This window comes from Bacteroides sp. AM16-13 (genome assembly GCF_003602705.1).
Classification (GTDB): Bacteria; Bacteroidota; Bacteroidia; order Bacteroidales; family Bacteroidaceae; genus Bacteroides; species Bacteroides xylanisolvens.
In genome coordinates this window covers 45,600-66,959 of sequence record NZ_QTLK01000027.1, presented here as the reverse complement: position 1 = coordinate 66,959, position 21,360 = coordinate 45,600, and the positions used below count along the sequence as shown (strand labels likewise).

Below are 21,360 nucleotides of genomic sequence, written 5' to 3'. Positions count from 1 at the left end.
TTCTTGGTAAAGAGATAACTAATCTTGTTTATGCATAAAATTAATCGTCTGACTATAGTCGAACTTGCGTCTGACTACTGTTAAACTTACGTCTGACTATAGTTGAACTTTCGTCTGACTATAGTCAGACGAAAAAGAATTAACCGTCAGATGATTAATTTTATTTGGTAGGGAGATTAGTTATACGCCTCCCGAGTAATAGTCTGCAGGCAATAGGCAATCAGGTTTTTGAATAAACACTTGCATATATCTTGGATTTTCCCGAATATTGCATCTGAATTATCGAAAAACACAGATGACCAAAGTTAAATTTCTTGTTGTTTATTGCCTGTTCATATCGGGACTTTGTTGCATGGCAAATGTGACGAAGGATATCAATATGCGCTTTAAGGACGTAAGGCAGGGACTTTCTCATCAAACGGTCAATTGTTTCTATCAGGATGAATTCGGATTTTTGTGGATCGGCACTCAAGACGGGCTGAATCGATTTGACGGACGTAAGTTTGAAGTATTCAAGCCGGATAACGCTAATCCTTATTCCATCAATATCAATAATATCAGGCAGGTTTGCGGAAATAAAGCCGGATTGCTCTTTATCCGCAGTTTGCAGAGCGTGACTCTTTATGATATGCGTTTGAATCGTTTTAGGGTGTTGCGTGAAGGAGAAGTTGCGGGAATCTGTTATGCGCACGATGCATTATGGATAGCTACCGGAAAGGAAATATACCGTTATCGCAACCTCGACCAGGCGCCCGAGTTATTCTTTTCATTTCCTTCGGATGAGGAGGATGTATTGATGAACAGTCTCATGGTTCGTCAGAATCAGACAGTGGTGGTGGGTACTTCTTCGAAAGGTGTATACTGCATCGACCAGTCTGCACATATCACCCGGCGTATGGATGTGGGAGCTGTCAATTCAATAACAGAAGATAGAAACGGGAGTATCTGGATAGCTACCAGAAACAGAGGGCTCATACGGTTGGATGAAGATGGAACACTTACTCATTTCAAGCATAATAAGGTAGCTGAAAATACGATTAACCATAATAATGTGCGTCATGTGACGCAAGCTAATGATAGTCTCCTGTATATCGGAACCTATGCCGGTTTGCAGACTTTAAACCTGTTTACCGGAGAGTTTACAGATTATGAATATGACTTGAATGTGGAGGCGGCCGATATACGTTCCATTATTTCGATGCATTACGACACTTCGGGGACTTTATGGTTGGGGACTTTCTATCAGGGAATCCAATATTATAATGTAGCGAATGATGCTTTCCATTTTTACCGCTCGTCTACGGCTGTTGGCGGTCATTTGAATTCTTATATTATCAGTTCCATTGCCGAAGACCGTTCCGGCCGGATCTGGTTTGCAAGTGAAGGAAGCGGGTTGAACTATTATGATAAACATACCAAACGCTTTTTCCCTTTAAAAAAGGTCTATTCTCAAGAGCTTTCTTTTAAGATAGTGAAGTCTCTTTATTATGAGAAAGAGCCGGATTATCTTTGGGTAGCTTCTCTTTATCAGGGAATCAACCGGATTAATCTGTCGACCGGGCATATAGAATCTATCTCGGAAAACATCTATACTCCGGAAGGAAAAACAGTTGTTGACAGAGCCTATAATCTGGTGAAAATGATAGAGTTTGCCGGCCACGATTCTTTATTGATAGCTGCCAAGGGAGGATTGCTTGTGTTGGATAAGAAACACCTTCGACTTCATCATTTCGAACACCCTTCGTTGGCTGCCAAACATCTGTCGCAGGTTTGGGATATGACGTTTGACAAAGACGGGGATTTATGGCTGACTACCTCTTTTGATCTGATACGAGTCAACCTCAAAGCGGGCACTGCCCATAGTTATCCTTTCTCCCAAATAGCGCAGAGCACAGCGCAGCATCACATCAACCACATTTTATGTGATAAGAAAGGACGTATATGGCTGGGATCGACAGGCTCGGGAATTTATCTATTTGATAAGAAGACAGATTCTTTTGTGGGATACGGAGCGAAACAGGGATTGGAAAATGGATTTATAACCGGATTGGTGGAGAGCCCTTTGGATGGTTCTATCTATGTGGCAACCAATGGTGGTTTCTCTAAATTCAACCTGGCAACGACTACATTCGAGAACTATAACAGACAGAGTGATTTTCCCTTGAATAATGTAAATGATGGAGGGCTTTATATTGCGTCCGACCACGATATTTACGTGTGTGGTCTGGCGGGTATTGTCTCTATCGCCCAGGAAAAACTGAACAAACAGTCTGTTGACTATGATGTGTTTGTAAAACGGGTGCTTGTGGATAATACGGAAATACAACCACTTGATTCGTTGGGGCTTATCAAAGAAACCGTACTGTATGAACATCAGTTAGTATTGCCGCCCAGATATTCTTCCGTCACTTTTGAGATAGCAAGTAACACCCTGAATAATATTTCTAATATCGGCCTGGAATATAAACTTGAAGGCTTTGACAACGAATATATGAAGGCGGGCGATAATACGATGATTACCTATACCAATCTTCATCCGGGGCATTATACTTTCCATGTCCGTGGCGACCAGGTGGGTGTTCACGGTCAGGAAGCACCTTCCGTTAGTTTTGAGCTGATAGTGGAGGCTCCGGTTTATCAGCGGGCATGGTTTATTTTGCTGATGGTGCTGACAGCTATCCTTATTGCCGGCTATATTATCCGTATGTTCTGGATACGAAAAACCTTGCGGCACTCTTTATTGGCCGAGAAACGGGAAAAAGAGTATATCGAAAGTGTGAACCAGTCCAAACTGCGTTTCTTTACCAATGTATCGCATGAATTCCGTACTCCGTTAACACTTATATCCAGCCAGCTCGAAATGCTCCTGATGCATAAGGACATTATTCCTGAAGTATATAATAAGATTCTGGATATTTATAAAAATTCCCGCCGGATGAATAACCTCGTGGATGAAGTCATTGATATCCGCAAGCAGGAGCAGGGATACTTGAAACTAAAGATTTCTAAAGAGAATATTGTGGCGGTGATAGAGGAAATTTGTGGCTCTTTCTATAGTTATGCCCAACTGAATAAGATAGATCTCCGCTTTTCTTCCACTCTGAAAGAAGCTGATTTGTATATTGACAAAACACAGATAGAGAAAGTATTCTATAATTTATTGTCCAACGCTTTTAAGTATACGAAGCCTGGTGACTGGATTTCTGTTGAACTGTCAGCGGAAGGAGATAATGACATTGTGATTTCAGTCAACAACCTGGGGGTAGGCATTGATAAATCCAAGATCAAACATGTATTTGAACGGTTTTGGCAGGATGATTCGGCAACAACCACACGAACTGTCAAAGGATCGGGCATTGGATTGGCGATGGCGAAAGGAATTGTAGAGTTGCATCAGGGAACCATCGGAGTGGAAAGCGAACCGAATGGAGTTACCTCTTTTACCGTTACTCTCCACCGGGATGCGAATATGAATATGGAAGCCTCTTCCTCCGCAGACGAGCACGTTGCCGAACATTATATAATAGAGCCTCAAGAAATCTCGGAAATGGTGAAGCCGGATAAAACGGTGAAAATACTGATTGTAGAAGATAACCCGGAAATGCGTAAAGTATTGACGCAGATTTTTGAACAGATATATGAGGTATATACGGCTGCCGACGGGCAGGAAGGATTGGAACGGGCTTCTTCGCTCCAACCGCAGATGATTGTAAGTGACATCATGATGCCTGTCATGTCCGGACTGGAAATGTGCGAGAAGTTGAAAAGTAATTTGCAGACCAGCCATATACCTGTTGTCTTGCTGACAGCCCGTAACCGGGAAGAACATACCTTGGAAGGCTTGCAGACAGGTGCGGATGATTATATCTCCAAACCTTTTAATATCAAGATATTGGTAGCCCGGTGCAACAATATCATCCAGACTCGTAAACTACTTCAACAACGGTTTGTTCGAAACGACGAACCTAAAGTGGAAGACCTTCCGTTCAATCCGATCGATAAAAAGATGTTGATGGATGCTACGGCGATTGTGGAATCTTATATTGATAACCCAGACTTTGACGTAGCTACTTTTGCACGAGAAATGTGTATGAGCAGAACGTTGCTTTTCACTAAATTGAAAGCATTGACCGGACAGACCCCGAATGACTTTATTTTATCTTTGAGACTGAAAAAAGCAACAGAAAAATTGCGGAATGACCCTAATGCCCTGATTGCTGATATAGCATTTGATTACGGTTTTTCTAATCCAAGTTATTTTATCCGGTGTTTTAAGAATGCTTATGATATTACTCCGGCTGCTTATAGACGGAAATATGCAAACTCTTAATTTATAGTGTTTTATATACTTTCTGCCTGACGAGATTTGTACTATTTGAACTTTTATACGGACGATTCTATTATTCGAAATCATTAATAATTGGGATTTTTGCGCTGTAATCATTCAAATTATTACATAGTATGAAAAACATCGTAATTAAATGGGCTGTGTTCCTGACAGCCTTTCTTATCTCTTTAGAGGTTAGTGCTCAAAACGTCAGAGTTTCTGGAGTGGTGACAGACGCACTTGGACCGATCCCCGGAGTTAATATCATGGAGGAGGGGACTACTAACGGTACAGTGACGGATGTAAATGGAAAATATTCAATCAGTGTATCGGCTAAATCTACCCTTGTTTTTTCTTGTATAGGATATAAGGAACAAAAAATACGTGTCGGTACGAAAACGGTGCTGAATGTGAATATGGTGGAAGAGTCGAAAATGCTCGATGAATTGGTGGTTGTCGGTTATGGAGTTCAGCGTAAGAGTGATGTAGCCACTTCGGTAGCTTCGGTCAAAGCGGATGAAATGAAAACATTTCCCGCCGGCAATGTGGCTGATATGTTACGTGGACGTGCGGCAGGTGTGAATGTAACGAGTAGTTCCGGACGACCGGGATCGACTCCTTCGATTACCATTCGTGGTTCCCGTTCTATCAGTGCGGACAATGCACCTTTATATATTATAGATGGTTCTCCTTCCAGTGCAACAGAGTTCAGTACGTTGAGTGCGGATGATATTGAATCGGTTGAAATCTTGAAAGATGCTGCGTCACAGGCTATTTATGGTGCACGCGCCAGTGACGGTGTGGTACTGGTGACTACCAAACGTGGTAAAGCCGGAAAAGTGGAAGTCAACTATAATGGTTATCTGGGTATTCAATCTCTCTGGAGAAATTTCGATTTCTACTCTCCCGAAGAATATATGCAGCTTCGTCGTGAAGCAAAGGCGCATGATAAAGGAATAATTGATGCGCGTGAGATTTCTATAGCCGAAGCGTTGGAAGACGAGGTGATGCAACGGGTATGGGCCAGCGGAAAGTTTATCGACTGGGAAAAAGAAATGTTCAGAAATGCAATCTATCATAATCACGACGTCAGTGTACGTGGAGGAACAGAAAAAATCAAAGTATCGGCAGGTGCCAACTACTTTGACCAACAAGGAATGGTGGTTACCGGATCGGGGTATCAGAAGTTTTCTTTAAGACTGAATCTGGACTTTGAAATAGCTAAATGGATTAGTTTCGGTATCAATTCTTCTTATGCGATGACAAAACAAGATCGTGAGGATGGTAACTTTAATGATTTTATTACCAGTTCTCCATTGGCGGAGATATATGATGCGGATGGCAAGTATACAAAATATATCAACTCGGAAGGAAATTATAATCCTTTGTACCGTGCCGAACATTATGGACGTGAAGTAACTCGTGATAATTACCGCCTGAACTTTTTTATGGATGTGAAACCTTTCAAGGGATTCAATTATCGTCTGAATACTTCTGTTTATAATCAGACGTCTGAAGACGGTTCTTATAAAGATTCCCAATATCCGGGAGGCGGAGGAACGGCGGTTCTTGACGAATCGCGTACACAGAACTGGCTGGTTGAGAACATTGTGACCTATAAAGTGCCTATCCGGAACAAGAAACACCAGTTGACATTGACCGGCGTTCAGTCTGTCGACCATAATGGGTCGAAGTCTATCGGGTACTCGGTTGAAAATCTTCCGGTGGATAAAGACTGGAACTTCATTTCTCAAGGTGAGTTTACAGGCAAGCCTCGTCGTCAGTTTAATGAAAATAACTTGGTGTCTTTCATGGCTCGGGCGCAATATTCGCTTTTAGATCGTTATTTGTTGAACGTGGCTATCCGCCGTGACGGTTCCAGCCGTTTCGGAAAAGAAAATAAATGGGGAACTTTCCCGTCGGCAGCTTTTGCCTGGCGTGTCAATCAGGAGAGTTTCCTAAGAGATGTGTCGTGGATTGATAACCTGAAACTGCGTGTGAGTTATGGTATTGTAGGTAATCAGAACGGTATCGGCAATTATACTACTTTGGGACTGGCTGATAATAAAGGATATGAGTTTGGAAATGTTTTTCAAATGGGATATTTGCCGGGCAAGGAACTGTCTAATCCAAACCTGAAATGGGAACAGTCTGCAACAGCTAACTTTGGTGTTGACTTTAGTTTCTTCAATGGGCGTCTGAATGGTACGGTTGAGTATTATAATACTCATACGAAGGATTTGTTGGTGAAACGTTCCCTGAATGCGTCACTCGGATATACTACCATGCTAGATAATCTGGGAAAGACGAAATCCAGTGGTATCGATCTTTCTTTAAATGGTGACGTGGTACGTACAAAGGAGTTTACCTGGACACTCGGAACTAATTTCAGCATGTATAAGAATGAAATTGTCCGTATTGACGATACTCTCGATGAGAACGGGAAACCGGCAAGTCAGGTAGCCCAGGGGTGGATTATCGGAGAACCGATCAATGTATACTATGATTATCTGATAGATGGAATTTTTCAGTATGATGATTTTGATATCACTCGTGATGGTACGGGAAATCTGGTCTATACACTGAAAAACACCTATGATAGTGATAATGACGGTGTGGCCGACAGTCCGATTAATTACGGTGGCGCTATTGAACCGGGAATGGTCAAGGTGCGTGATAACAACGGGGATGGAAAGATTACAGCTGATGACAGGGTACCTATCCGTAAAGATCCGAAGTTTACACTCTCCCTTTCTTCTACATGGAACTGGAAAGGATTTGACCTGTTCATGGACTGGTATGGAGTTTCCGGCAGAAAGATTAAGAACGGTTATTTGTACGAGTATAATTCCGGTGGTTCTTTACGTGGAAAATTGAATGGGGTGAAGGTGGATTATTGGACTCCGTTCAATCCTTCGAACAAATTCCCACGTCCTTCTTATAGTGCGGACCCTGCATATTTGAGTGCCATTGCCATTCAGGATGCTTCTTATATCCGTTTACGCACCTTACAACTGGGATATACTTTCCCCACCCGACTATTGAAGAATACTCCGATTCATAAATTACGATTGTATGCAACTGCTACTAACTTGCTGACATTTACGGAGTTTAAATCTTATAGTCCCGAACTGACTCCAGGGTCTTATCCGGAGTCCAGACAATATGTGTTTGGTGTCAATGTTTCATTCTAAAATAAAGAATCCTTATGAAAAAGTTAATATATACAGCCTTTGTCATTTGCGGAATGTTGACCGCTTCCTGCTCGGATTTATTAAATCTGGAATCAAAAACAGACGTGACGAATAATTATCTGTTCACTACTCCCGAAGGGTTGAATACTGCCGTTACAGGATTGTATTCCCTGGCACGTGAATTGCCGGGTGGAGCGGATAATAACGAATCTAATCTGTACATCGTTACCATGTGTGACTTTAATACGGATATTGCCATACTTAGAGCAGGTGTTTCTACCTCAATCGGACGTTTGAATACAAGTTTTACTCCAAGTACTGGAGATGTCAATAAGTTCTGGAAACATCACTATGGGATTATCGGAAAAGCAAATGAAATTATTGTAGCGGCAGAAGCCTTGGGACTGGATGACAGCGATGTATTGCACGCATGGAGTGAAGCGAAATTCTTCAGAGGACGGAGCTATTTTGAACTTTGGAAACGCTTTGACCGCCTTTATCTGAACGTCACTCCAACCACTGTCGATAATCTGAAACGGGAGTATAAACCGGCTTCTCATGAAGAACTGATGACACTGATGACAACTGACTTGGATGATGCGATGAAAGGTCTGGACTGGTCACTTCCTCAAAATAACGGAAATGTATTGTATGGACGGGTAACGAAAGCGACTGCCAAACATGTCCGTGCACAGGTTGCCATGTGGGAATCGGATTGGGATACAGCCATTGAGGAATGTGAAGACATCTTTAAACAGGAGGGCATTTACTCAATGGAAAAGAAGGCCGAGAATGTATTTAATAGCGCAGATTTGAAATCCCCGGAAGTGTTGTGGAGTTTCCAATATTCACAAAACTTGGGTGGAGGAGGTTCCGGAACTCCGGTTGCCGGACATCGTATCTCTATTCAGACCACTACCCGAATCAATAAAATTGCAGGTTGTATCAATACGGCCGATCAGGGTGGATATGGTTGGGGACGTATTTATCCGAATACCTATTTATTGAGTTTGTATGATCAGGCTAAAGATACACGATACAATGAATTGTTTGTACACCGTTTCAAATACAATGATCCTACTTCTCCTAAATATGGCGAATTGATTCCCCTTGCGAAAAGTTCCAGTTATTGTGAGACGTTGCATTTCATGTCGAAAAAATACTTTGATCAGTGGACTATGGCCGATAATCCGGACCGGACAACGGGATTCAAGGATTTGATTGTCTATCGACTGGCTGAAACTTACTTAATGGCGGCAGAAGCGTATATGCGCCGTGACGGAGGAATGAGCACGGATGCTCTGCGCTGTTACAATAAAACATGGGAACGTGCCGGGAATGACAAATTTGCGGGACCTCTGACGCAAGATATTCTTTTGGATGAATATGCCCGTGAACTGAACTTCGAGGGAGTCCGCTGGCCTTTACTGAAACGTTTGGGGCTTTTGGGTGAAAGGGTGAAAGCGCATTATGGCGAGACGAAAGCTGAAAATCCTTATTTAGATAAAGATTATGCGGAATGTCGTACCAGTTTTGTAGTTGGAAAGCACGAATGTTGGCCTATCCCACAGGAGCAGATTGACTTGATGGGGAAAGAGAATTTTCCGCAGAATGAGAATTGGTATTAAGCGATTGATTATCTGAAAAACATGAATGAGTATGAAAAGAATAATATATCTGTTATTGATTTTAAATCTGGGGCTGCTTTCCTGTGTCGATGATGCGTCGGTACGTGTGATGCCTGAATTTAATTGTAAAGATACAAAAGTAAACTTGGCAAAAGCGGCGGGTTCTTTCGTTACATCGCTATTATATACTAATGTCGGTCAGGTTGTTGCTCAATATCAAGCGGAGTGGCTTTCTGTAGATGTAAACGCTAAAAGTGTAATATACACTGCCTTGACGCAGAATGACGGTGAGGATGCAAGGAGTACTGTCGTGAAACTGACTTGCGGTTCATATACAGTGGAAGTGACGGTTACACAGGATTCCAAAGAACCGGATCTTTCTTTGAAGGTAGGACAAAGTGTAGATGATGGTATCGGTATGATTTTCTGGGTGGATCCTTCGGATAAGATGGTAGGAAAAGCTGTATCTGTAAAACGTCAGGGAGGAAATCCTTTTGAGGCTTCTGTGATGTCTCATAATGCGCTTTCTACAGTGAATGGATATGCCAATACGGCTTTGTTTACTGCTCCTGCTGCAAATGATGCAGTGGCATACTGTCAGTCGTTGGGTGATGGATGGTATCTGCCTGCACGTGATGAGTTATGGGAGTTGTTTGATGTTTACAACGGTATTGGACATGCTGATCCGGATTTTGCTTCGGTTGTACCTGATAAGTTGACGGAAGTTGAGAAAGCGGCACGTGCGGCATTTGATAAGATGTTGACCGATTTGCAGGGTGATGTGATAAACGAGGCTGCCGGTTCGGGCAATGGGGAAAGCTATTGGTCGAGTACGGAAAATGCAGCAGGGGATAAGGCTTATTGGGTACGTTTCGGAAAGTCTGGTGCTGATGCAGGAAATAAAACAGCTACCAACCGTTTTGTGAGATGTATGCGCACAGTTGGTGATTATACTTATCCTGAAGAGCCGGCAACTCTGACGGTTGCTCCCAATCCTGTGACATTGGAAGGTGCTAACGAAGCGGAAGCAAATGTTACGTTGACATCCAATAAGAGTGTGTTCAGTGTAGTGTTGGCAGATGATTCCTGGCTTTCATATACTATTTCAGGCACAACAGTTACGTTCAAGGCAAAATCAAAAAATACCACTGGTAATATTCGTACGACAATTGCTACAATAACAGCCGGTACTGGCGCAGCCGCAAAAGCAGTGGAGGTAACGGTGAATCAAAATGTAGCTGCCGAGGGAGACGCTTCCCTCGAATTGAGTACCAATGCGGTGACTATTACTCCTGATGCGGTAGCAAAATCAGAGGTAATTACAATGATTTCTGATGAGACGGAATTTGCAATAAATATCACTGATGAATCTTGGGTGAAAGCGTATGTTGATGTAACAAGTAAAACTCTTTATTTTTGGACATTATCTCCCAATCTGAATAGTTCTAGCCGGGTAACGACTGCTACGGTAACAGCCGGAAGCGGAGCGAATGCGCCTAAACAAGAGGTTACGATTACACAGAGAGGACTTTTAAGTTCCGAGTTTGCGGTGGGACAGGTAATTGCGGATAATGGATCGTTGAAAGGAGGCATTGTTTTCTGGGTAGATGCAACTAATCGTGGTAAGGCTAAGATTATGTCGTTGGACAGAGAGAATTTGGCATGGTCTACAGCAGGCTCTCCGGCTTCTACTGGTTTGACTTTATCTAATGATAACGGTTTGGCAAATACTACTGCCTTGGCAGCATTGCCGAATGCAGCGGAAATGCCTGCTCTTAAATATTGCATGGATAAAGGTTCCGGATGGTATTGGCCTACAAGATCGGATCTGGAACAGATGTTTGAAACCTATAATGGGACTAAAGTAGCAGATGCGACGGAGGATAATCCGAATGCGATTACTGATTTTGAGAAAGCAAATCGTGCGGCATGGGATCTGATAGTTACTAATGTAGGAGGAACTGCTATGAATACGGCAGCGGCTTCTTCTACCGGAGATTCTTATTGGGCTAGTCGTGAAACGTCAAGTGGTACAAATGCATTTTATGTACGTTTTGGAAAACCGCTTGCTTGGGATAAAGCAAATGGGAAAAAGTCTGGGGCAAGATATATTCGCGCAGTCCGTTCAATCTCGAAATAATGGTATTAGGTATGTATAAGGTATATAGAAAAATAATCTTAGCCTGCTTGTTATTGATTGTTGCCGGCACGGTCTGCGGTCAGCGTGTGACGCAAACGATCAACGATGGTTGGAAGTTCTCCCTCTTTGAGGGAGACGCGTCCACTGCTGACTTTGATGTGTCCGGTTGGACTGACGTTTCCATTCCTCATACTTGGAATGCAAAAGATGCAGAAGATGAAATCCCCGGTTATTTCCGGGGAAAAGGCTGGTACAGGAAAGCCGTGATAGTGGAGGAACTGATTGCAGGTCAAAGAGTTTATCTTTGTTTTGAAGGAGCCAATCAGGAGACAAATGTATTTGTGAATGGAAAGTTGGTAGGGAATCATAAAGGTGGTTATTCTGCTTTTACGTTTGATGTGACTGACTATGTTCATACCGGACGCAATTTGGTGGCAGTGAGTGTTGACAACTCTTATAATCCGGATATTGCTCCTCTTTCGGCGGATTTCACTTTCTTCGGCGGACTTTATCGGGATGTTTATCTGGTGTATACTTCGCCCGTGCAACTGTCTACCACTCATTATGCTTCCAGTGGAGTATATCTCAAAACTGTTGGGATAACAGATGCTCAAGCGGAAGTGTGTGCAAAAACATTCTTGTCCAATGCTTTGAAAAGTAATCAGGCATTGATTCTTGAAACGGAGATTTTGGATGCAGACGGTAATAGAGTGGCACTTTCCGCAAAGAAAGTGAATGTGAAAGCAGGAGAGAAGAATGTAGCCTTTGAAGCGTTGATGACTATTGCGCAACCCAAACGGTGGGATGTTGATTCTCCTTATTTATATAAGGTGTATAGCCGTTTGAAGAATAAAAAGGGAGAAGTTCTCGATTGCGTTGTTAATCCGCTGGGAATCCGTGAATATCATTTTGATGCGGAGAAAGGTTTTTTCCTGAACGGGAAATATCGGAAATTGATTGGTACCAGCCGGCATCAGGATTACAAAGGAATGGGGAATGCCTTGCGGGATGAAATGCATATCCGGGATATACAGTTGAGTAAGGATATGGGAAGTAATTTCCTGCGAGTGGCTCATTATCCGCAAGATCCGGTTGTGATGCAGATGTGTGATAAGTTGGGGCTGTTGACTTCGGTTGAAATTCCGATTGTAAATGCCATTACTCAAAGTAGGGCGTTTATGGACAACTGTGTGGAACAGGCTACGGAAATGGTTTGTCAGAACTATAATTATCCGTCTGTCATCATTTGGGCTTACATGAATGAAGTGCTTTTGCGTCCTCCCTTTAATCCTGACAACAAGAAAGAACGGGCGGAATATATGAAGTTTCTTCATCAAATAGCTTCGGCTGTTGAGGCGCAGATCAGAAGTCTGGACTCGGAACGCTATACCATGTTGCCTTGTCATTCTGCTTCCCAAATCTATCAGGAAGCAGGGATTACTGAATTGCCGATGTTATTGGGATTTAATCTTTATAATGGATGGTATGGTGGTAATTTGGGCGGATTTGAAGAGAAACTGGAAGAACTTCACAAGGAGTTTCCTCATAAACCGTTGCTTATTACCGAATATGGGGCGGATGTAGATACTCGTATTCATTCTTTTTCGCCTGTGCGGTTTGATTTTAGTTGTGAGTTTGGCTCTGTCTATCATGAACATTATTTGCCTGAAATTCTAAAGAGGGATTATATCGTGGGGGCTATGGTCTGGAATTTGAATGATTTTTATTCCGAAGCCAGAAGAAATGCCATGCCTCATGTGAACAATAAAGGGTTGGTAAGTACGGATAGAGAACGTAAGGACGGATATTTTCTTTATCAGGCTTATCTGAAAGAGTCACCTGTTCTGCATATTGCTTCTAAATCTTGGAAGAATAGGGCAGGAGCCAGTCGGGATGGAAAGAGTTGTACGCAACCGCTGAAAGTTTATACTAACGCGGATAAGGTGGAGGTCTTTTTGAATGGAAAAAGTTTGGGAGTATATCCGGTAGCAGATAAGGTGGTTTCCGTGGACATTCCTTTTGTAAACGGAAAGAATGTGGTGGATGCTGTGATTGAAAAGGAGGGACGTGAATATCGTGACCAGTATGTTTGTGATTTTAAATGTGTCAATGTGAAGAATGGCTTTACGGAAATCAATGTACTACTGGGTGCTCGACGCTATTTTGAGGACCGGATAGCAGAGATGTGCTGGATACCCGAACAGGCTTATGCAGAAGGTTCATGGGGATATATTGGTGGGGAAGTGGCTCCGAACAAAACTCGTTATGGCTCTTTGCCTGCCAGCGATACAGATATACTGGGGACGGATCAGGATCCTGTCTTCCAGACACAGCGAGTAGGTATTGAAGCTTTTAAGGCAGATGTACCGGATGGTGTTTATGCTGTATATTTATATTGGACAGAACTTACTTCTGAAAATAAAAGAGAGGCTTTGGTGTATAATTTAGGAAATGATGTGGTGAGGGAGGACTATATTAACCGGGTATTTTCTGTGGATATAAATGGAGTATCTGTTGCCAAACAACTGAATATTGCAGAAGAATACGGTTCCGAACGTGCGGTTATTAAGAAATATATTGTTCCGGTTTCACAAGGAAAGGGGCTTGTCGTTCGTTTTGGAGCGGTGGAGTCTGTGCCCATTTTAAATGCAATACGAATCGTAAAAGAATATTAGATGATGAAAAATAGTATAGTTATATTGTTTTTACTGCTGTTATCCCAGTTTGGTTATGCCCAGGGACGTACATTTAAGGTCACTGCCCGTCCGTGGGTGAAAGGACAGAAAAATCTGCCTTGGAAAGAGTATGATACCCGTACTATTGCTCAATTGGATGGGTTCAAACCTACTGGTAAAGTACGTGTGAATAAGTATGGAAGTGATCTGGATGCTCCCAGGTATCGGGCTACAGGATTTTTCAGGGTAGAACGTATTAGAGATCGATGGTGGATGATTGATCCCGATGGGTATCGGCATTTGCAGAAAGTGGTGGTAGGAGTACGTTTAGGTACTTCCGAACGCAATAAACAAGCAATGCTGGACAAATTCGGTACGGAGGAAAAATGGATCGAAGGAACGGCACGGATGATTCATTCGCTGGGCTTTTCCGGGGCCGGCTCCTGGAGTAATGAAGAAGCTATTGCCTCTTACAATGCCTCTCATAAGGAGGTACTGACTCGCTCAATCATTCTGAACTTGATGAGTGGATATGGGAAGAAACGAGGAGGAACTTATCAGTTACCTGGTAATACGGGATATCCTAATCAGTGTATTTTCGTTTTTGACCCGGAGTTCGAAACCTATTGCGATGAGATGGCACAAAAACTGGTCGCAAATAAAACGGATAAAAATATCATCGGCTATTTTTCGGATAATGAACTGCCGTTCGGGCCGAAGAATCTGGAGGGGTATCTGACTTTGAAGAATCCCAATGATCCGGGAAGATTGTATGCAGAATCCTGGTTGAAACAGCAGGGTATTACTTTGCAGCAAATTACGGACGAACATCGGGAAGAGTTTGCGGGGGTAGTAGCGGAACGATACTATAAAGTGGTGTCGGAAGCGATTCGGAAGTATGATCCCAATCACCTTTATTTAGGTAGTCGTCTACATGGAAAACCTAAGTTTATCCGCCAGATTGTGGAAGCGGCAGGCAGGTATTGTGATGTCGTTGCTATTAACTACTATGGTGCATGGACACCGAGTGAGAAGACCATGAAGCATTGGGGCGAATGGGCTCAAAAACCTTTCATCATCACGGAATTTTATACGAAAGGAATGGATTCAGGGCTGGCAAACACAACAGGGGCAGGTTTTACCGTTCAAACCCAGCAGGAACGTGGATATGCCTACCAGCATTTTGTTTTAGGATTATTGGAAAGTGGGAATTGTGTCGGATGGCATTGGTTTCGTTATCAGGATAATGATCCGACGGCAAAAGGGGTAGATCCTTCGAATCTGGACTCTAACAAAGGGCTGGTAGATAATGAATACAATCTTTATAAACCGTTGGCCGATGCTATGAAAGAATTGAATATCAACGCTTATCGTTTGGCTGACTGGTTCGACCAACAATCAACTAATAATAAATAAAATACATACCATGAAAAAACTATTTATATTGGGAACTTTTCTGTTTATAAGTTCTATTCCTATGGTGTCTTGTACGGATGATGATGATAAAGATCCTAATTTTATGCCTCCTGACATAGTGATGGGAGGGGGAGATGTAGAGTCGGAATATCCGGAAGATTTGCCTGCTCCCGGAGCTTCTGTGATGTATACTCCGTCATTAAATGCCAATATGTATCGCCCTATCAGTGTTAAGTATTCCAGTGCTTATCCGCCTATATCCAGTTGGAAAACAGAGAATACACGTATTATTGCGTATATGGACGGGTATAAGCCGGCTATTAAAACGTTGAAAGCGTATCAGGAGTCGGTTAATAAATACGGAAGTTCGACTACACTTCCGAAACAGGCGGCTACGGGAAGATTTTATACGAAGAAAATAGACGGACGTTGGTGGTTGGTTGATCCGGAAGGTTGTCTGCATCTGGAACGTAGTGCGACTTCTTTGCGTAAGGGAACTTCCAGTCGTAATAAAACGGCCTGGAATAGCAGGTTTGGAACTGATGAGAAATGGTTATCTATTACTCAACGTGAATTGAGTGAGATCGGCTTTCACGGTACAGGTGCTTTCTGCACAGGAACTTATTCACTGATTCAGACTCATAATGCTTCCAATCCGAGCAGTCCGTTAACTTTGGCGCCTTCATTTGCTTTTTTAAGTCAGTTCAAGAGTGCGAAGTCTTATAATTACCCTGGAGGAAGCGATGATAACGCAGCAGGTCTTGTGTTTTATAATGGATGGAGTGAATGGTGTGAATCATATTTGGCAGGTAGTGCTTTCGCAGATTATTTGCGTGATCCTAATGTGTTAGGTTTCTTTTCGGATAATGAGATAAACTTCTCTTCAAACAGTTCCCGGATTTTAGATCGTTTTCTGGCTATCAGTAACTCAAGTGATCCGGCTTATGTTGCGGCGAAAGCTTTTATGGATTCTAAAGGTATGCAAAGTGTGACGGATGACTTGAATAATGAGTTTGCCGGGATTGTAGCAGAGAAATATTATAAAGCAGTGAAAGAGGCAGTGAAGAAAGTAGATGATAAGTTGCTTTATCTGGGAACAAGATTACATGGAACTCCTAAATATATGGAAGGAGTAGTGAGAGCTGCCGGAAAATATTGTGATGTTATTTCTATCAACTATTATAGTCGTTGGAGTCCTGAACTGACAACAGCGATTGCTGATTGGGCTAATTGGGCGGACAAACCGTTTCTTGTAAGTGAGTTTTATACGAAAGGGGTGGAGGACTCTGATCTGAATAACCAGTCGGGAGCCGGATATTCTGTTCCTACACAAAACGAGAGAGCTTATGCTTATCAGCATTTTACATTAGGATTGCTTGAAGCTAAGAATTGTGTTGGCTGGCATTGGTTCAAATACCAGGATGATGATGGTACGGACAATTCGTCGAAACCTGCTAATAAAGGTCTTTATGATAATTCTTATCAACTCTTTCCTTATCTATCTTTCTTTGCCCGCGAATTGAATTTTAATGCGTATGATTTGATTCAGTATTTTGATAAATAGGTGTTTGTTTCTATATAATATTTGAGAGGAAAAACAAAGTGCGAATTTTACAGGATTAGTTTTGGTTAAAGCTATACTGCAAAATTCGCACTTCTTATTTTTTAATGAATAATCAATGTTTTATCAGAGTAGAGTATCATCTGATAGACAAATGAATATCGGTAGTGAAATATTAGTTATGTACTAACGTACCTATCTCTTCTCCACTGATAACCTTCTTTAAGTTGCCTACTGTGTCCATATCAAATACGACGATTGGCAGATTGTTTTCTTTACACATACAAGTCGCTGTCAAATCCATGACTTTCAAACCACGTTTCAGTACCTCATCGTATGTAATATCATCGAATTTGGTAGCGGTAGGATCTTTTTCGGGGTCAGCTGTGTAAATACCATCTACACGAGTACCTTTCAGCATAACGTCTGCTTCGATTTCTATGCCTCTAAGTGAAGAACCGGTGTCAGTAGTAAAGAAAGGATTTCCCGTTCCAGCGGACATAATGACTACTTCGCCGTTCTCCATACATTCGATAGCTTTCCATTTACTGTAGAATTCACCGATAGGTTCCATCCGGACTGCTGTCAACACACGTGCCTTTACACCGGTAGCCACAAGAGCAGAACTTAGAGCGAGACTGTTGATTACGGTAGCCAACATTCCCATTTGGTCTCCTTTCACACGATCAAAACCTTTATTGGCTCCGCTTAGTCCGCGAAATATATTGCCTCCTCCGATAACGATACCAATCTGTACCCCTTGCTGGTGGATTTCTTTGATTTGTTCAGCATATTCTGCCAGTCTTTTTTCATCAATGCCATATTGCTTTTCGCCCATTAAGCTCTCTCCACTAAGCTTTAGTAAGATTCTTTTATACTTTGCCATACCTTTTGCTTTTTATTGTTTGCCGCAAATATAGAGATAATTTATCGGATAGCCTCACCGGGATACGATTACTTTTTTCATTATTTGTCTTCCCAAAAGGGTTTGTACAATTCCCCGCAATGAAAGATAAACGAGAAAAGCCAGCCACAGGGCATGATTTCCTAAAAGGGGATGGAAAGCGTAATAGACTCCAAAGAAGCTGGCAGAGGCAACTAACATGGAGTAAAGCATCTGCCGGGTAGCAGTGGCACCGATAAAAATGCCATCCCATAAGAAAGCGGAGAAACCGGCTAACGGAATAATGAGTGCCCAGTAAAAATAAGTGTCTGAAGCGCTGATTACTGAAGTGTCATTGGTTAGTAATCCCAGGAATTCTTTTCCGCCAGCTGCATAGAGAATTGTGAATACCAGTGAAAGACCGAATCCCCAATAGAAAAGGTGATGCACTGTGTTACGTAAGCCTGTTTGGTTTTTAGCACCAATGTAACGGCCGGTCAGTGCTTCACCGGCATAAGCAAATCCGTCCATAATGTACGAAAACAAAGTAAATAATTGCATGAGCAAGGTGTTCACGGCTAATACGATTTCTCCTTGGGCGGCCCCTGCAGAAGTAAAAAACATAGTGACTATAACAAGGCAGAGGGTACGGAAGAATATGTCCCGGTTGACTTGAAAGAAACGGTACATGGCTTGTTTCTGTATGATTTCTTTCCATACGATTCGTTTTTTAAGCACACTATAGTAACGCATGTATAACAAAATAGCCATGAAGAAACCTGCATATTGGGCAATTAAAGTCCCTGTTGCCACTCCTGCCACTTTCATGTCCAATAAGTAGACAAAACATAGACTGGCTACAATGTTGACAATATTTTGAGTAATAGCGATATGCATGGGAAAACGTGAATTCTGCATCCCGATAAACCAGCCGGCGAATCCATAAAGCCCTAATGTGGCTGGGGCTCCCCAGATACAGATATAGAAATAGGTTGTTGCCAATTGCTTGACCTCCGGTGTGGTTTGTATCAGTGTAAATGCCAGTTTCAGGATAGGGTATTGGAGTATCAACAGGCAAAGTGCTATAAATAATCCTACTCCAACAGAACGTAGTAGTAACCGGGTGATTTCGTTTAAATCATGTTGGCCGTACGCTTGTGAAGTCATTCCGCTTGTTCCCATGCGCAGGAATCCAAAAATCCAGTAGATAATATTGAATAACATTCCCCCTACTGCAATGGCTCCAATGTATGCCGGAGAACCGAGATGTCCTACAATCGTGACATCGATAAGTCCCAGTAGCGGAACGGTAATATTCGATATAATCGATGGGATGGCTATCTGTAATATTCGTCTGTTTACGGAGGATTTTTTTTTATCTGTCATTGTACAAAAACACTTTTATCAATTTGATTGTTCTTTTCGCGAACAAAGGTACATTTTTTATTTTTTTATTGTATCTTTGTGTGTCACGAACTAAATAGCAATCAGATGGATTATGAGGACCTTAACTATTTTTCTTATCTCTTTATTTTCATTGCCGCTGGTGCTGAATGCGCAGTCGGTTGATGAGATGTTACAAAAAGTGTCTGCTGCCATTGAGGCAGGGCAGAATGGGCAAGCTGTGAGCTATTTCCGGCAGACTATCGCTCTGAATATAGACCGTACGGAAATGTATTATTGGACGAATGTAGACAAGAACAGTGAAATTAGCTCCAAACTGGCTACAGAATTAGCGCTTGCCTATAAAAAGAATCGGAATTACGACAAAGCCTATTTATTTTACAAGGAATTACTGCAAAAGGCTCCTAATAATGTAGATTGTTTGGAAGCTTGCGCAGAAATGCAGGTATGTCGCGGGCAGGAGAAAGATGCTTTGCGTATGTACGAAAAAATATTGCAACTTGAGGCGGATAATCTGGCGGCTAATATCTTTTTAGGAAACTATTATTATTTGACAGCAGAACAGGAGAAGAAAAAGTTGGAGACGGATTATAAAAAACTTTCTTCTCCCACTAAAATGCAGTATGCCCGCTACCGGGATGGATTATCGAAGTTATTTACTACCCGGTATGAGAAAGCGCGTAACTCTTTGCAGAAAGTGATTCTGCGTTTCCCATCAACAGAAGCTCAAAAGACATTGGATAAGATATTGAGGATAGAAAAAGAGGTGAATCGCTAAGCGGTTCACCTCTTTTAGCTTATTCAAATACTAATATCTAAATTGTATAGGTGGCTGTTCATCACAGCTTAATGAGCGGGTATCTGTTGATGTGTATTTTTTTACTCCGGGAATAAGAGGACTGTAAGATAATACGTGGCGGATACGCTTGCGTTGCTGGAATGTAAATTGGTCTGAATAACAAAAAGCATAGTCCATGATATTGTGAGAAATAAAGGTACTGCCTTCACAGTTTGTTCTTGTACACAACTCATCAAAGGAATACTTATCTGGATTATCTATACCATTAATCCACTCTGTATATTTAGTAATGTTGTAAGTCGGAGTATCTGTACAATAATCAGTATCTTCACACAAATCTGTATTATCTCCATCCTCAGAGAAAGCATGATGTAGTCCAAGATAATGTCCTAATTCATGTGCGAGAGTATTGTAAACATCGGTCGTGTAGTAGTATTCATTATTACTGTTTACATAAATATAATTACTATTAATAGAGACGCAGTGAGGATATTCCACTTCATGGCTTAAGAAATAATCTCCTTTGTTTAAGCCCTCTAACGGATATGATGATAAATAATAAGGTAAATGTGCAATTCCTAAAATATTTTTTTCGCTAAATGGGTATACAAAGATATTGATATATACTTTAGGATTCCATAGCATTTTCGCATATTTCTTAGCTTGACTTTTATCTTCTCCATCCATAAATTGTTCGCAAGACATAGGAAGGGTTGTTTCCCATTTTATTCGTTCAACACCAGCTTCCTCTAAAGTAGTTCCATCCGGCTTTTCTGTTGCCATAACAAATTCAAGATTCATATCCTGACTAATATTATGGCTTGCGTTTTGATACATTTTATTTTTATATCGCAAATTACAAGCGTTAATGATTTGAGCAAGGCGCCCTTCATCTACGTATTGCTTTCTATTATCAGGGTCTTCATAAAGGACGTGGAATATAACGGGTAGTCTGTAATGATGTTCGCCAGTTGTACTTGTAGAAGGGGATTGGGTTATTTTAATAGTTTTATTTGTTTTTTTTGCTATAATGGTAACAGTCGCACTTCTTTCTTTGGAAGTGGTATTGGCATGTATGGTCAAAACGAGTTCTCCGTCATTACTACCATTTTGCAGGTTTGGAATACACCAACTTTGATTACTGATCGTCCTCCAAGTAGAATTGCATGTAACAGATACTTTTATAATACTTCCTTCCGAATTAATATTATCAAATGTAGATTGGGAAATTTCTAGAGTTGCTGAATCAGAATTTGAATCACTACAACCTATTAGCATCCATAGTAATGGAAGCAGGAATATTAATCTAGTTTTCATAAATGAGAGAGTTTTT

At 41.7% G+C, this 21,360-nt stretch carries 11 protein-coding genes; 8 read left to right on the top strand and 3 right to left on the bottom strand.

Going from position 1 to position 21,360, the window contains the following annotated elements; translation table 11 throughout:
• Window positions 1–295 precede the first annotated feature (295 nt).
• From DW173_RS19185 to DW173_RS19155, 7 genes are all read left to right on the top strand, one after another.
• Window positions 296–4,330 (top strand): response regulator, encoded by a 4,035-nt coding sequence (locus DW173_RS19185; RefSeq protein ID WP_120145013.1) that lies wholly within the window; start codon window positions 296–298, stop codon window positions 4,328–4,330.
• 131 nt (window positions 4,331–4,461) lie between these two features.
• Window positions 4,462–7,521, top strand: a complete 3,060-nt coding sequence (locus DW173_RS19180; protein WP_120145012.1) for a SusC/RagA family TonB-linked outer membrane protein — start codon at window positions 4,462–4,464, stop codon at window positions 7,519–7,521.
• A 14-nt stretch (window positions 7,522–7,535) separates the two neighbouring features.
• On the top strand, window positions 7,536–9,149 hold the full coding sequence (locus DW173_RS19175) for a RagB/SusD family nutrient uptake outer membrane protein (RefSeq protein WP_015531347.1): 1,614 nt from the start codon (window positions 7,536–7,538) through the stop codon (window positions 9,147–9,149).
• Between the two features lie 25 nt (window positions 9,150–9,174).
• The gene (locus DW173_RS19170; protein ID WP_120145011.1) at window positions 9,175–11,289 is read left to right on the top strand and encodes a BACON domain-containing protein; all 2,115 of its coding nucleotides are present in this window, start codon (window positions 9,175–9,177) and stop codon (window positions 11,287–11,289) included.
• A gap of 11 nt (window positions 11,290–11,300) precedes the next feature.
• Window positions 11,301–13,964 carry a glycoside hydrolase family 2 TIM barrel-domain containing protein gene (locus tag DW173_RS19165; RefSeq protein ID WP_120145016.1) on the top strand — a complete coding sequence of 888 codons (2,664 nt, stop codon included), beginning with the start codon at window positions 11,301–11,303 and terminating at the stop codon, window positions 13,962–13,964.
• Window positions 13,965–13,967: 3 nt separating this feature from the next.
• Complete coding sequence (locus tag DW173_RS19160; protein WP_120145015.1) at window positions 13,968–15,380, top strand: agarase; 1,413 nt, start codon at window positions 13,968–13,970, stop codon at window positions 15,378–15,380.
• 10 nt (window positions 15,381–15,390) lie between these two features.
• On the top strand, window positions 15,391–16,944 hold the full coding sequence (locus DW173_RS19155; RefSeq protein ID WP_120145010.1) for a hypothetical protein: 1,554 nt from the start codon (window positions 15,391–15,393) through the stop codon (window positions 16,942–16,944).
• A gap of 172 nt (window positions 16,945–17,116) precedes the next feature.
• Here DW173_RS19155 and pyrH read toward each other — a convergent pair whose 3' ends face one another.
• Complete coding sequence (gene pyrH, locus DW173_RS19150; RefSeq protein ID WP_004299207.1) at window positions 17,117–17,827, bottom strand: UMP kinase; 711 nt, start codon at window positions 17,825–17,827, stop codon at window positions 17,117–17,119.
• 54 nt (window positions 17,828–17,881) lie between these two features.
• The gene (locus DW173_RS19145) at window positions 17,882–19,210 is read right to left on the bottom strand and encodes an MATE family efflux transporter (protein WP_120145009.1); all 1,329 of its coding nucleotides are present in this window, start codon (window positions 19,208–19,210) and stop codon (window positions 17,882–17,884) included.
• Between the two features lie 112 nt (window positions 19,211–19,322).
• Between DW173_RS19145 and DW173_RS19140 the strand changes: the two genes are divergently transcribed.
• Window positions 19,323–20,006 carry a tetratricopeptide repeat protein gene (locus DW173_RS19140; protein WP_015531354.1) on the top strand — a complete coding sequence of 228 codons (684 nt, stop codon included), beginning with the start codon at window positions 19,323–19,325 and terminating at the stop codon, window positions 20,004–20,006.
• A 30-nt stretch (window positions 20,007–20,036) separates the two neighbouring features.
• Here DW173_RS19140 and DW173_RS19135 read toward each other — a convergent pair whose 3' ends face one another.
• Window positions 20,037–21,344, bottom strand: coding sequence for a zinc-dependent metalloproteinase lipoprotein (locus DW173_RS19135; RefSeq protein ID WP_008640834.1), 1,308 nt, complete (start codon window positions 21,342–21,344; stop codon window positions 20,037–20,039).
• Window positions 21,345–21,360 lie beyond the last annotated feature (16 nt).

What these genes read in the sequence shown, in the direction of transcription:
- DW173_RS19185 (WP_120145013.1), top strand. Translation starts at nt 296, where the DNA reads ATGACCAAAGTTAAATTTCTTGTTGTTTATTGCCTGTTCATATCGGGA.
- DW173_RS19180 (WP_120145012.1), top strand. Translation starts at nt 4,462, where the DNA reads ATGAAAAACATCGTAATTAAATGGGCTGTGTTCCTGACAGCCTTTCTT.
- DW173_RS19175 (WP_015531347.1), top strand. Translation starts at nt 7,536, where the DNA reads ATGAAAAAGTTAATATATACAGCCTTTGTCATTTGCGGAATGTTGACC.
- DW173_RS19170 (WP_120145011.1), top strand. Translation starts at nt 9,175, where the DNA reads ATGAGTATGAAAAGAATAATATATCTGTTATTGATTTTAAATCTGGGG.
- DW173_RS19165 (WP_120145016.1), top strand. Translation starts at nt 11,301, where the DNA reads ATGTATAAGGTATATAGAAAAATAATCTTAGCCTGCTTGTTATTGATT.
- DW173_RS19160 (WP_120145015.1), top strand. Translation starts at nt 13,968, where the DNA reads ATGAAAAATAGTATAGTTATATTGTTTTTACTGCTGTTATCCCAGTTT.
- DW173_RS19155 (WP_120145010.1), top strand. Translation starts at nt 15,391, where the DNA reads ATGAAAAAACTATTTATATTGGGAACTTTTCTGTTTATAAGTTCTATT.
- pyrH (WP_004299207.1), bottom strand. Translation starts at nt 17,827, where the DNA reads ATGGCAAAGTATAAAAGAATCTTACTAAAGCTTAGTGGAGAGAGCTTA.
- DW173_RS19145 (WP_120145009.1), bottom strand. Translation starts at nt 19,210, where the DNA reads ATGACAGATAAAAAAAAATCCTCCGTAAACAGACGAATATTACAGATA.
- DW173_RS19140 (WP_015531354.1), top strand. Translation starts at nt 19,323, where the DNA reads ATGAGGACCTTAACTATTTTTCTTATCTCTTTATTTTCATTGCCGCTG.
- DW173_RS19135 (WP_008640834.1), bottom strand. Translation starts at nt 21,344, where the DNA reads ATGAAAACTAGATTAATATTCCTGCTTCCATTACTATGGATGCTAATA.